This is a genomic window from Agathobacter sp., assembly GCF_977054825.1.
On record NZ_CDRTEH010000006.1, the window covers coordinates 45219 to 58996 of the forward strand.

12 protein-coding genes and 1 tRNA gene are annotated in these 13778 nt (G+C 42.9%); 1 reads left to right on the top strand and 12 read right to left on the bottom strand.

The annotated features are described in order from the left end of the window. Nucleotides 1-60: 60 nt before the first annotated feature. The 11 genes from ftsX to ACW6PM_RS07525 all read right to left on the bottom strand — a co-directional run bounded on the left by ftsX (nucleotide 61) and on the right by ACW6PM_RS07525 (nucleotide 8777). Entirely contained in the window at nucleotides 61-969 is a 909-nt protein-coding gene (gene ftsX, locus ACW6PM_RS07475) for a permease-like cell division protein FtsX (protein WP_308650503.1), read from the bottom strand. Then, nucleotides 959-1642, bottom strand: coding sequence for a cell division ATP-binding protein FtsE (gene ftsE, locus ACW6PM_RS07480; RefSeq protein ID WP_456056738.1), 684 nt, complete (start codon nucleotides 1640-1642; stop codon nucleotides 959-961). Before ftsE ends, ftsX begins: the two co-directional genes overlap by 11 nt. Before the next feature lie 10 nt (nucleotides 1643-1652). Continuing rightward, nucleotides 1653-2738 carry a PucR family transcriptional regulator gene (locus tag ACW6PM_RS07485; RefSeq protein ID WP_012741615.1) on the bottom strand — a complete coding sequence of 362 codons (1086 nt, stop codon included), beginning with the start codon at nucleotides 2736-2738 and terminating at the stop codon, nucleotides 1653-1655. A 176-nt stretch (nucleotides 2739-2914) separates the two neighbouring features. Beyond that, nucleotides 2915-3535, bottom strand: a complete 621-nt coding sequence (locus tag ACW6PM_RS07490) for a WecB/TagA/CpsF family glycosyltransferase (RefSeq protein WP_456056739.1) — start codon at nucleotides 3533-3535, stop codon at nucleotides 2915-2917. Between the two features lie 638 nt (nucleotides 3536-4173). Further along, nucleotides 4174-5397, bottom strand: a complete 1224-nt coding sequence (locus ACW6PM_RS07495; RefSeq protein ID WP_456056740.1) for a C40 family peptidase — start codon at nucleotides 5395-5397, stop codon at nucleotides 4174-4176. Between the two features lie 176 nt (nucleotides 5398-5573). Next, complete coding sequence (locus ACW6PM_RS07500; RefSeq protein ID WP_456056741.1) at nucleotides 5574-5948, bottom strand: RidA family protein; 375 nt, start codon at nucleotides 5946-5948, stop codon at nucleotides 5574-5576. 42 nt (nucleotides 5949-5990) lie between these two features. Further along, nucleotides 5991-6827, bottom strand: a complete 837-nt coding sequence (locus ACW6PM_RS07505) for a CvfB family protein (protein ID WP_456056742.1) — start codon at nucleotides 6825-6827, stop codon at nucleotides 5991-5993. Nucleotides 6828-6883: 56 nt separating this feature from the next. Next, on the bottom strand, nucleotides 6884-7609 hold the full coding sequence (locus ACW6PM_RS07510; RefSeq protein WP_456056743.1) for an acyl-[acyl-carrier-protein] thioesterase: 726 nt from the start codon (nucleotides 7607-7609) through the stop codon (nucleotides 6884-6886). Nucleotides 7610-7620: 11 nt separating this feature from the next. Next, nucleotides 7621-7800 (bottom strand): hypothetical protein, encoded by a 180-nt coding sequence (locus ACW6PM_RS07515; protein WP_308650510.1) that lies wholly within the window; start codon nucleotides 7798-7800, stop codon nucleotides 7621-7623. Nucleotides 7801-7907: 107 nt separating this feature from the next. Continuing rightward, nucleotides 7908-7979 (bottom strand) — tRNA-Gln (locus ACW6PM_RS07520). 135 nt (nucleotides 7980-8114) lie between these two features. Beyond that, nucleotides 8115-8777, bottom strand: a complete 663-nt coding sequence (locus ACW6PM_RS07525; RefSeq protein ID WP_456056744.1) for a YigZ family protein — start codon at nucleotides 8775-8777, stop codon at nucleotides 8115-8117. Nucleotides 8778-8996: 219 nt separating this feature from the next. Between ACW6PM_RS07525 and ACW6PM_RS07530 the strand changes: the two genes are divergently transcribed. Continuing rightward, nucleotides 8997-11774: a transglycosylase domain-containing protein gene (locus tag ACW6PM_RS07530; protein WP_456056745.1), complete on the top strand. Its 2778-nt coding sequence runs from the start codon at nucleotides 8997-8999 to the stop codon at nucleotides 11772-11774. 120 nt (nucleotides 11775-11894) lie between these two features. Here the strand turns inward: ACW6PM_RS07530 and ACW6PM_RS07535 are convergent, their stop codons facing one another. Beyond that, the gene (locus ACW6PM_RS07535) at nucleotides 11895-13652 is read right to left on the bottom strand and encodes an ammonium transporter (protein WP_456056746.1); all 1758 of its coding nucleotides are present in this window, start codon (nucleotides 13650-13652) and stop codon (nucleotides 11895-11897) included. Nucleotides 13653-13778: the final 126 nt, after the last annotated feature.

A 13778-nucleotide genomic window follows, 5' to 3' on the forward strand; every position in this document is an offset into this window, starting at 1 on the left:
TACTATATTTGAACTTAAAACAGCCTGTCTCCGATCGGAGCCAGGCCGTCATAATCATTATTATACTCTTAAATGTTTCCGAATTGTGAATCGACTTCCCAAAAAGCCAATTCCTACGCCCAGTATAAGTGCTACCGGTACAAGTGTAGAGAAAATCTCCTTTGTCGGGATAAATGTCATCATATTTCCTATAAAACTGAACTTATTAGCAATATATGCACATATCTTTCCATACATGACACTCAGCAATCCCAGAGGAATCGCTGAGCCTATCAGTCCAATGAGAATACCTTCTACCACAAACGGAGACCTGACCAGAAAATCCGTCGCTCCGATAAGCTTCATGATAGCTATTTCCTCTCGTCTGACCGCAATACCTGTAGTAACTGTATTGCTTATAAGGAAAATCGCAACACATAAAAGAATCAGAATGATACCTCCCGATACATAGCTGATAAGCTTATTTAAATCGGTCAGTGTATTGGCCACATCCTGCGACTGGTTTACCTTTCTGACTCCCTCGAGACCCTTGATGTAGTTAACAAGAGTCTGCTGCATAGAGACATCATTCAAATAAACCTGCAGATTTGCAGAATTGCTGAGAGGGTTGTCATCACCAAAGGAAGCCGCAGCATCGTCATAGCCCTCAAAATACTCCTTCTGGTAATCACTCCATGCATCGGCCGCCGACTGATAGTCCACCTTGCCAACCTCAGCCCTCTTTTCTATCTGAGCCTTGTCCGCCTTTATTGTGTCCTCTGTAGTGCCCTCATTAAAGAACACTGTGACCGCAACGCCCTCCTCAGCAGTCTTAACCATGCTTGAGAAGTTAGTCACAACTATATAAAACAGACCAAACATAAAAATGCAGGCCGCCATTGTCGCTATGGATGCCAGTGAAAACATCTTGTTTCTGAAAATATTCTTAAATCCCTGCTTGATTGAATAAAATAACGTATTAAGCCTCATCACTATCACCATCCTTGCTGTCTGCTACAACAAGACCTTTCTTTATAGTGATAACACGCTTCTTCATAACCTTAACAATCTCAAGATTATGAGTTACAACGATAACAGTTGTGCCTTTCTCGTTGATTTCCTCAAGTAGCTTCATAATCTCCCACGCATTGTTATTGTCCAGATTACCTGTCGGCTCGTCAGCAAGCAGCATGCTCGGCTCATTGACAAGAGCTCTTGCAATAGCTACTCTCTGCTGCTCTCCTCCCGAAAGCTCCCTCGGCTTTGACTTGTACTTTGCAGCAAGCCCTACCATAGAAAGCATCTGTGGCACCTTTTTCTTAATAGTGGCTGTGGATGCACCGATAACCTTGAGTGCAAAAGCCACATTCTCATAAACATTTCTATCCTTTAATAATCTGAAGTCCTGGAAAACGACTCCAACATTTCTTCTGTATTTAGGAATCTGCTTGTGGCGAATACGCGCCAGATTCCTTCCGTCAACAGTAATCGTTCCGTCTGTAGGATCAAGTTCCTTTAAAAGAAGCTTAATCAAAGTGGATTTACCGGATCCGCTATCTCCACATACGAAAACAAACTCTCCATCATCAATCTCCAGATTGACATCATTGAGAGCAGGTATACCTGCAGAATATGCCTTACTGACATGTTCAAGTTTAATCATTACTTTCTCCTTAATAGTCCATTGATTCCATATATTTCATATATTTGACTACCATAAGGGCAATCTTAAATGTGATGGCATCCTCGAACACTCTAAGGTCGAGCCCTGTACTTTTCTGAAGCTTGTCCAGTCTATATACAAGAGTATTTCTGTGAATGTAGAGCTGTCTTGAAGTCTCAGATACATTCAGGCTATTCTCAAAGAACTTATTTATAGTAGATAATATTTCTTCATCAAAATCGTCAGGGGATTTGCCATCGAATATCTCTTTGATAAACATCTTGCATAGAGGAATCGGGAGCTGATATATCAGACGACCTATTCCAAGCTGGGAATATGCTATAATATTCCTCTCCTCAAAGAAAATCTTTCCGACATCGAGAGCCATCCTGGCCTCCTTGTATGAGCGCGATACCTCTTTCAACTCGTTGATAACAGTACCATATGCAATATGTACCCCGTCCGCTTCGGATCTGAACAGATTCAAAATCACCTCGGCTGTCTTTCTGAGATCATCATAGGTCTCGTTTTCTGCCAGTTCCTTCACTACTATTATATTCTTCTCGTCAACAGCTGTAACAAAATCCTTTGATTTGCCACCGAAAAGACTTCTGATCTTCTCAAGCTCGTTGCCGTCCTTCTCCCTGTTTGTCTCAACAATAAACACTACACGCCTCACTTCAATATCAATATGAAGCTTCTTCGCGCGATTGTATATATCAACCAGAAGGAGATTATCCAAAAGCAGATTCTTTATAAAGTTATCCTTGTCAAATCTCTCCTTGTATGCAACCAGGAGATTCTGAATCTGGAAGCTTGCAATCTTGCCTATCATATAGACATCCTCGCTGTCACCATAAGCTAAAAGCACATACTCCAGCTGGTGATCATCAAAGACCTTGAAAAACTGGCATCCATTAATCACCTGACTGTCTGCAGGTGATGCAACAAAGGCCTGTGCCGGCTCTATAAACGCCTCAGCGTTCGGAAATGTAGCTGCAAGAATCTTGCCCTCTACATCTATCACACAAAGATCGGTTCTTGTAATTCCTTTAAGGCCATCAATTGTATTTTGAAGTATCTGATTGGAAATCATAAATCGTTCTCCTTCTCCCCTTTTTGGTAACTGTTCATTGCCCTCACAGTCACTTTATAACTAATTGCATAAATACTTGCTATTATTTTAATACATTCGCACAAAAAAATAAAGAGGTAAATGTACAATTTTTACACATTTCCTCTTATTTTTTCTTTTATTGTTATAAGAATTAACTATATCGAACTGTTTTGTCGGTGTTCATAGGTGTTGATAAGATGTGTAAGACGCTTCACATCAAGCATTTTTCTTATTTTTCCAATAAAACCATGCTTTTCCCCCATAAACTTATTATTTCCGATCCCGTACCAGAGATTCATCAAAAGCTTTTCCCTGTTATGCAAAAGAAACCTCTCCTGTACCGGCGATGGGAGGAATGATGCAATCACATCAGGCGAGACTATGTTGATCTCATTGACAAGCTTTTCGCTGCATCCCTGTGAATCATCCAGAACACCCTTGCCGGATATACGCGCTCTGTCAAATAATCCAAGCAGAAATCCTTCCGCCTCATCAGCGGCAGTCTGAGACTCTGCAATCACAAAGATTTTTTTATCATTTCTCTCAAGCCGCTTAAACAGCTCATAAAAGAAGTCATGGTCCTCTATCTCGTGCCGACGCTGCAAGGTATCGGCCGATGCCGCCCTTAGTATGCCTTCATCCGCAATGACAGTATAATCGCATGCCTCCAGTGCCTGCTTCACCTCTTCGTCAGACTCAGCCAATGCCAGCGTATCCATATTCACTTCCTCAATTGTAGTGAGTATCCTCTCTGAAATACGCCTGTCGACTCTCATGATCATCTCGCGTACTGTATAGTTATCAAGTTGTAGCCCTGCAATATCTATCTTTTTAATCATAATTTGAAGTATAACAAAATTAACTTACATAATCAACACTTTTCCGAGTTGTCCGACAATTATAAAGTCTTTCATTCATATTATTTACAATTAAAATGTCAATATTATTTCCGAAATATTACTAATTTAGTGCAACTTTATCACAACTTTACAAAACACTTGTTCTTTTGTTCACATTCAAAAATGTGGATAATGTGCATAACTCCGTGCATAACTCATTTTTAGGGCACTTTGAAACTTGTTTTTGTTGATAGTTATCCACATTTATCCCCAATCCAAATTCATTCTGTTTAGCATGTCCACTTTTTTGTGCATGTTGCTATTTTGATATATGTGATAAAAATTACTCTTGACAACCCTGTTTTCCATTCTGCCTGGATTTGCCCCGTTTTTAAGTATATATGTATATCGTAGAAGCCTCTTATTTCAAATATCATAAACAAAAATAACGTTTATTCTTATAATACTCTCATTTAATACTTTCATCATATACAGTCTATGCAGAAAAAAGACCTCCATCTCATCGAGATGAAGGTCTTTATAGATTCATATTTACCTATCCGGCATGAATTTTATTAGAAAATTCTTCTAACTGCAATGATTGATTTGTAGTTAGCCGGTGATGTATATTTGATACCGTCTGATGGGTTGCTTGCATGTACAATAGTGTTTCCACCACAGTAGATAGCAACATGTCCGCTATAGCAGATGATATCTCCAGGCTGCATATCGCTTGTGCTCACACCATATCCAACGCTTCTCATTGCTGATGAGCTATGTGGTAAGCTGATGCCAAACTGTGCATAAACTGACATTACAAATCCTGAACAATCTGTTCCGTTTGTAAGACTTGAACCACCGTAAACATAAGGATTGCCAACGAACTGTGATGCATAATTAACAACTGCCTGTCCGTTTGAACCGCTTGGTGTGCTATAGCTCTTCTCTGATGAAGAACTGTCAGATGATTTGCTTGAAGACTTAGATGACTTCTTTGCTGCTTTAGCTGCTGCCTTAGCTGCTTTTGCCTCCTCAGCCTTTCTAGCTGCCTCCTCGGCTGCCTTACGCTCTGCCTCTTCCTTGGCAAGTCTTGCTGCTTCCTCTTCCTTAGACTCAGCATAAGTGAACTCTGTATCGAGTGTCACATAATCTGTAGATACATATCCGGTACCGTCTGCGGTAGATACACCTACCCATCCGTCTGTGGACTCATCTACAACTGTGAGGTCATCCTCTCCTGACACAAGACCAAGTACTTCTGCATCTGTAGATGCTGTTGTTCTGACCTTGAGTGTCTCAGTATTGACTGTTGCCACGCGGCGTCCTACGCTCTGTACGAGTGTATCGTCACCGACTACAACATAATCGCCCTTTACATATCCTGTTACTGAACCGGACTGGATTTTGTACCATCCGTTATCAGTTGTCTCAAGCACTGTTCCAATTCCATTGTTATAGAGCTTTCCAAGAGACTCGCTGTTTTCGTCCGCACTCGCACGTATATTAACACTGTCGCTAACCTGTGCAACTGCTGTATCAGCATATGCTGATTTAACCGGCTCGGCATCTGTTGCCGCAACATCTGTTGCAGTCTCTGATGTCTCATCACCTTTTAACATTACATCTGTCAACATAGATGTAACACCGGCTGTAAGAGTGTTTGATGTACTAACAATATCTGATGTATAACTAGCTACTCCTGCAGTAGGTCCAGCCGCGTATACTGCATATGGCACTGATGACAGAGCCATAAAGCCTGTAAGCACTCCGGCTGTGAGTTTCACATAATTTACTTTCATTTTACCCTCCGTTGTATGAATTTGTAACAGTTATTACGAATTTGTTACAAATATTACTTTGTCATTATAGCAAAGCAACATATATATGTCAATGTTTTCTTAGTGAATTCTTAAGAAAATCTTGACATTTTCCAACGAATAGGACTTATGTCGCATGAAATACTTATGTAATAATTTTATTTAATAGCAATAGCCTCAACCTCGAGCATTACATCCTTTGGAAGTCTTGCAACCTCAACACAGCTTCTTGCAGGGTATGCTCCGTCAAAAAATGTGGCGTATACCTCATTGATTGCGCCAAAGTCATTCATTTCCTTGATGAAAACCGTAGTCTTTACAACATTGTCCATGCTTGTTCCGGCTGCCTCAAGCAGATGTGACAGATTTGTAAATGCCTGCTTTGCCTGTGCCTGTGAGCCCTCAGGAATCTCACCTGTCTCAGGAACTACCGGAATCACTCCCGATGTATATACCATGCCATTTACCTCGATAGCCTGTGAATATGGTCCGATTGCTGCCGGTGCCTTGTCTGTACTGATAACGTTTTTCATGTTATTGTCCTTCTTTCCTGTTAAAATTTATTAAAAAGACTGTTATTTCTTCAGACGGATTTTGCCATCTGTGAGATCAATCTTTCTTTCCTTATATAAATGACCAACCGCACGCTTGAATGCGTTTTTGCTGAGTCCTGTTTCTCTCTTGATTACCTCCGGGCTTGCCTTTTCCGAAAACGGAAGCACACCTGCGTATGAATCAAGCAGCTCAAGAATCTTTTCAGAGTCGGAATCCATCTGAATATATGCCTTTTCCCTCATTGTCAGATCAAGCTTGCCGTCTGCCTTGACATCAGTGACCTTTGCCTCTATCACATCTCCAAGCTTCAGATAAGCGGCGTTCTCAAAAACCGGTATCTTGGCTGAATATTTGTCATCCACAGCGATAAATGTACCGAAATTGTCGCTGAAATCATACACGCGGCCTGAAACCATATCGTCCTTTTTGTATGGCGAATCAGTGCTGAGCATATGATAAATGCCCTTTGTGGTAGCACAGAGTCTCTGGCTTTTATCTATATATAATGTAACAAGTATCTCATCACCGGCACTGACCTTTCTGACCATCTCCTTGTAAGGAAGAAACAGATCCTTCTCAAGCCCCCAGTCAAGAAACGCACCTATTTTGGTCACCTCCTTGACAGTAAGCACTGATAGCCCTCCAAGTGTCAACTTTGGCTTGTTTGTTGTGGCAATAAGCCTGTCATTTGAGTCCTTGTATACAAAGACCTCAAGCTTATCTCCCGTCCTTACTCCATCCGGAATCTGCTTTGCCGGAAGCAGTACTCTCTCCTCCGAATCCGAAGATGTTGACAGATATATGCCAAAATCAACCTTCTTTACACATACAAGCTCCTGATATTCTCCTAATCTCATGTTTTTCCGTCCTTTCTGTATCAAAACTGTATCGTTGTTAAATAATGGAATTATAATTACTTTCCCGGTAACGACTTACTCAAAAACTCTACCACCGAATACGGTTTTTTATCTTTATCCGCAAGCACCACTGTCACACTATTTGATGTATATTTCACATATGATATAACTGTATCACCAAGCTTTGCTTCTTTTCTGTACTCCACACGAAGCTCAGCTATCTCAAAGCCATCCGGCAGAAGCTGCTGCGCCAGCATAACATACTTCTCATTGTTCATATGCTGGTTGCTGTCTATAAAAAACTGAGGAACCACAATCTCACCCTTTTTTTCCATATCATCAGGAATATGAAGCTTGCGCTTTGCACACTCCATCTCAAGCTGTGGTTCAAGACCATATGTATCCGCAAACTCCTGCGGCACCTTCACCGGTCTGCCGGTTCGTGTATCAACAAGCACCCAGACCGAATTGGCATATGCCAGTGTGCTGCCGTCTTTATCTTCCAGTGTGAAATTTCTGTAGCCGTAAAACGCCTTCATACCATATGCCCAGGTGGATATCTTTACCTGTTCATTAAGCAGCGGAAGCCTGTTTATGCATATCTGCCAGGATGAAAGCACCCATGCTATATGATTGTCCGCCAGAAATCTGATTCCCACATCATGTGACTGTGAGTGGAACACACTACAGTCCTGAAAATAATTGGTAAGACCCGTAAGGCTCAGTCTGCATGAGGAATCCACCTCGCTGTAACGTATTCTGCTGTCAAATGAAAAAGCCATATCTAATTCCTCTAGTCTATAAAATTGAAGTAACTTCTGATAAATTCAAACGCTTCATCCACACCATTGGACATCCAAAGATTTGAGCTTTTATTAATGATATCCTGGTATTGCTGTATAGTAATTGGTGTCTTTTTTTCAGAGCCGAGTTCTTCTATAAGATTAATAATTCTTAAAAAATTCTTGTTCATATCACACCATCCTTCTATAACCATTTAAGTCATATACGTTTTTATTTTATAACAAATCGCATTATTACACAAGAAAAAAAGAGAACTTCTATTGAAGTTCTCTTTAGCTGGCCCACAAGGATTCGAACCTTGAAATGACGGAGTCAGAGTCCGTTGCCTTACCATTTGGCGATGGGCCAATGTGTTGTCTCAACAAAAGATATTATACACATGTGATTATATAGTGTCAAGCATTTTTTTATTTTAATTGAATGTAATTGATATAAATGCTGCTTGTCCTGCTAAAATGTGAGCCCCGGCTAACTTTCGGCCAGCTAATTTGTAAACAGCAACACACCGCCGTCATATTCAGCAAATGTCACCTCATCACCCCACTCAAGCTTTGCTGTGCCGTTTGTCTGCTCTATGATTGTTTTTTCTATGCGTTTTTTATCATTTTCCGGGATAACGGCTTTTACGAGCACATCGGCCTCATACGCTGTGTCCATCACCGTAAGCTTCTCCTGTGCAAACAGATACTGGAGTCTTCCGATTCCGGTATAGTCCGTCCTGATAAAAAGAACAGTACCATCCTTCTTCTCTATTATCTCACTTGCCGAAAGCCCCGCCTTTGTGGCCTGCTGATACGCACGCACAAGGCCTCCTGTTCCAAGCAGCACCCCACCGAAGTATCTCGTCACAACAACAGCGGCATTGTGGATATTTTCCTTAAGGAGCACATCAAGCATAGGTCGGCCTGCGGTGCCTGCCGGCTCTCCGTCATCCGAGCAGCGAGTCAGCTCCTGCCTCTTTCCTATAACAAAGGCACTGCAATTGTGCCTTGCATCCCAGTATTTCTTTTTCGTCTCATTGATAAAGCTTACAGCCTCCTCCTCGGACTCTACCGGCCTTACGGTTGCTATAAACCTTGATTTCTTCTCTGTTATCTCGCCCTGTCCGCCCTTGTACACGTACAGGCCTATAGTATTCTCTGACATATGATATTCTTTCCATCCTGATATAGCCCGATTACAGTCCTGCCTCTTAAAGACACCTTTATCGCGCTGTAATTATTACCTGTATTATATAATATGAAATCCAATCTGTAAATTGCATTTAAATGCTATATTTGATATAATAATGTATACTGTTTATTTTATAATTGCAGTATATACAAACAAGATTACAAATCTTTATAATGACAAGGAGGCCTATATATGAATTACGGCAAAAAAGCTACGATGCAGCTGCTCCGGAAATATGACAATAAGAGCTCAAAGGTCAAGAACAAGTTCAAGCTCATTGTCCTAAAGATTCTTCTGGTTGTAGTAATTGTAGCAGGCGCAGCCGGCATCAGTTCAGGAATCGGTGTCATGAGGGGAATCATTGATTCCGCACCTGACATATCAAAGATCGATGTCACTCCTACCGGCTACTCAACTACCGTTCTGGCGGCAAACGGAGAAGAAACCGCCACACTCGTAGGTCAGGGGGCAAACAGGCAGTATGTCACCATCGATGAGATTCCGCTAGACTTGCAGCATGCTTTTGTTGCAATCGAGGACGAACGCTTTTACGACCACAACGGCATCGACCTGCATGGTATCGGAAGAGCTTTTATCTCAGGTCTGTCAAAGGGCAGATTCAGTGAGGGAGCCAGCACGATAACTCAGCAGCTCATCAAGAACAACGTACTGACCAGCTGGACAAGCGAGACTTCCTTTGTAGAAAAGCTTCAGAGAAAGATTCAGGAGCAGTACCTTGCTCTCGAGCTCGAAAAGCAGGTAAAAGACAAGGACTGGATTCTTGAAAACTACATGAATTCGGTCAATCTGGGGGCCAATACCCTCGGTGTGCAGGCCGCATCCAAGAAGTACTTTAACAAGGATGTCTCAGAGCTCACGCTTTCCGAAGCATCAGTCATCGCAGGTATCACTCAGAATCCATCCGGCTACAACCCTATCACTCACCCTGACAAAAATGCCAAGAGACGTGAAAAGGTGCTGAATAACATGAAGGATCAGGGCTATATCACCAAGGCCCAATATGATGAGGCCATGGCCGATGATGTCTACTCAAGAATCGCTGAGTACAACACTGCCAGCTCAGGCTCCGTGAACTCATACTTTATTGATGCACTCATCGACAACGTGTTCGACGATCTCACAGCCGCCGGTTACTCTGAGACAGAAGCCTACAAGCTGATTTATCAGGGCGGACTGACCATCAAATCGACACAGGACCTTACTATGCAGACCATATGCGACGAGGAAGCAAACAATCCATCCAACTATCCGTCCGATGCAAAGTATTCGTTCCAGCTTTCCTTCGAGGTAAAAAAGGCTGACGGTTCATACAAGACTTACACGAACCAGACCATGCTCTCTTTTTATAAGAAGAAAACCAACAATGAAGATTTCAGCATCAACTACTCAAGCCCTGACGAATGTAACGCAGCTATTGCACAGTACGAGCAGGATGTACTTGAGGAGGGCGATTCCATCGTGGAGGGCTCTGAATCCGTCAATATCACGCTGGAGCCGCAGGTTGCCATGACAGTCATCGATCACAGCACCGGTGAGGTAAAGGCACTGGTCGGCGGTCGCGGTGACAAAGCCGGCAACAGGACATGGAACAGAGCCACAGATACATGCAGACAGCCCGGCTCTACTTTCAAGATAATCGGCTGCTATGCTGCTGCTCTCGATGCAGGTGGCAAAACTCTTGCATCCGTGCAGGATGATGCACCGTTTACAGTAGGTTCAAAAACCTTCAACAACTATGACAAATCATTCGGAGGCTTTACCTCCATCCGATGGGCAATAACAAAGTCCATCAATATTGTAACAGTCAAAACCTTACAGGATATCGGGGTTGAGCTCGGTTACAAATATGCAGAGGATTTCGGTATTTCAACTCTCACCGATTCCGACAAAAACCTGTCACTGGCACTCGGCGGACTGACAAAGGGTGTCACAAACCTTGAGCTTACAGGTGCATATGCTACAATAGCCAACGGCGGAGTATACTTAGAGCCAAAGTTCTACACTCAGGTTCTTGACCACGATGGCAAAGTATTACTTGACAAGACTGAAACACAGGACTCACGTACTGTAATCAAGGATACCACAGCATGGCTTCTTACAGATGCCATGAAGGATGTTCTGACACAGGGAACCGGAAAGCTGGCTCGCTTTGACAGCCAGATAGCCCAGGCGGGTAAATCCGGTACCACAACAAGCAACCGCGACTGCCTGTGGGCAGGCTACACGCCATACTACACATGTGTTGTATGGGGCGGCTATGATGACAACTCAAAACAGTCCGGCAAGCTCACATCCTACCCTAAGAATATATGGAAAAATGCCATGAGCAGAATCCATGAAGGACTTGAAACCAAAGACTTTGTACAGCCGGATGGTATAACAAATACCACGGTATGCAGCAAATCAGGGCTTCTGCCTTTAGAAGGAACATGTGACAATGATCCTCGCGGATCAATGCTGACAACCGAATATTTTGATACGGACACTGTACCGACAGACAACTGCGATCATCATGTTGCACTTGAAATTTGTGCAGATTCGGGAGCCATTGCCGGTCCGTATTGTCCTAACAAAACACCAAAGGTATTTATAACAGGCGCTGTATCAGGCAGCCCTGAGTATGAATTTATGGCAGATGATACGTTCATGAATACCGTATGTACATTACATGATGCAACATCGCTGATCAACAGCACACCAACCACCACGGATCCTACCAATTCAGGTACGACACCGGGCAGTACCGATGGCACTGCGGCAGGAACGCAGACAGGTGGTACAGGAACCGGTACCGGGCCAAGTTCTACCGGATCCGGTGGTGTTGGTTCAAGTACTTCCGGTACTGGTACCGGGTCAGGTACTACCGGCTCAGGCTCAGGTGCTAGTGGTTCAGGCGCTACCGGTTCTTCCGGTGCCGGCGGAGCTTCATCCGGTAACAGTGACCGTTAACACTCATCGTTAACCATTACAATTCATAACTTAATTATCTAAAGCAAAACCCCCGGGGATTAAATCCTCGGGGGTTTTTGTTGATGTATATATGCTAAGGGGATTAGATAATAATTTGCATTACTCTACATCCTGTAATGCCTCAATTCCTTCCTCGCCTGTACGAACCTTGACAACCTGTGCCACGTCGTAAACGAAGATCTTGCCATCTCCGATATGTCCGGTGTAGAGAGTCTTCTTAGCAGTCTCAATAACCTTTTCTACCGGAATCTTGCCAACGATTACCTCAACCTTAACCTTTGGAAGTAATGTCGCATCAAGCTCAGCTCCACGGTACTTCTCGCCGGCACCCTTCTGGATACCACAGCCCATAACCTGTGTCACTGTCATTCCTGTTACACCTAAGTCATTCATAGCCTTACGAAGCTTGTCGTACTTTGTAAGCTTTGAAATAATAACAACCTTGTGGATACCGCTTGCTGAAGCCGGTGTTGTTGCATTTACAACAGGCACTGCTGCATCCTTCTTAGCCTGAGAAGCTGTTGCATACTCTGAAGAACCAAGGTCTGTATTTTCATTGACATCCATGACATCACCTGATACATCCATGATAGCAAATCCTGCGTATGCTGATGGAAGACCATGCTCTGTTGGGTCAAGTCCGATGATTTCCTCTTCCTCTGAAACTCTAAGTCCAAGTGTAGCCTTGATAACAAGGAATACGATTGTAATAGTAACTACTGTCCATGCTGCAACAGAAACAAAGCCTGTGAGCTGGAGTCCTAAAAGCTTAAATCCACCGCCGTAGAAAAGTCCTACGAGCTCGTTGCCCTTTGAATCAGCGATTGAATATCCAGGAGCACTGTTTGTGGCAAAAAGACCAACAGCGATTGTTCCCCAGATACCATTCATCATATGTACTGCGACAGCACCTACAGGGTCATCCACGCGAAGTACATAGTCAAGGAACCATACACCGAAGCATACAAGAAGTCCTGCTACGGAACCGATAATGATAGCACCGAGTGCATCTGTTACATCACATCCTGCTGTGATAGCTACAAGTCCTGCAAGTGAAGCATTCAGACACATTGACACATCAGGCTTGCCATATTTGAGCCATGTGAAAATCATACAAACTACTGTTGCAAGTGCAGGTGCGATTGTTGTTGTTACGAAAATAGAACCAAGCTGCTCTACTGATTTTGCTGCTGCACCGTTGAATCCATACCAGCCAAGCCAGAGAATGAATACACCGAGTGCACCGATTGTGATGTTATGTCCCGGAATAGCGTTTACCTTTGTAATCTTTCCGTCTTTATCCTTTGTAAACTTTCCAATACGAGGTCCAAGGATTGCAGCTCCTACAAGAGCACTGATACCACCAACCATGTGGATGGCACATGAACCTGCGAAATCATGGAAGCCAAGCTGTGAAAGCCAGCCACCGCCCCAGATCCAGTGAGCCTCGATCGGGTAAATAACTGCCGAAATAACTCCTGAATAAACACAGTATGAAATAAATTTGGTTCTCTCAGCCATAGCTCCTGATACGATAGTTGCTGTTGTCGCACAGAAAACCAGGTTGAATACAAAGTTTGACCAGTCAAAATCTTTGTAAGATGTAAAGATGTCAAATCCCGGCTTACCAATAAAACCAAGTACATCTTCTCCTAATAAAAGTGAAAAACCAATCAGTATGAATACAACTGTACCAATACAGAAATCCATGAGGTTTTTCATAAGGATGTTACCGGTATTCTTTGCTCTGGTAAAACCTGCTTCTACCATAGCAAAACCTGCCTGCATCCAGAATACCAATGCTGCTCCAATAAGGAACCAGACTCCGAAAATTACTCCACTAATCTCTTCTGTCATAGTTATGTCCTCTCTTTCCTGTTTCTTCTTTCATTTTTTCATTTTATCGAAAGTAAAATTTATAAAAAAATAGAGACACTTCACCAATTTCCACAGCTTCGTGGTTCAGCAAAATGTCTCCATTTT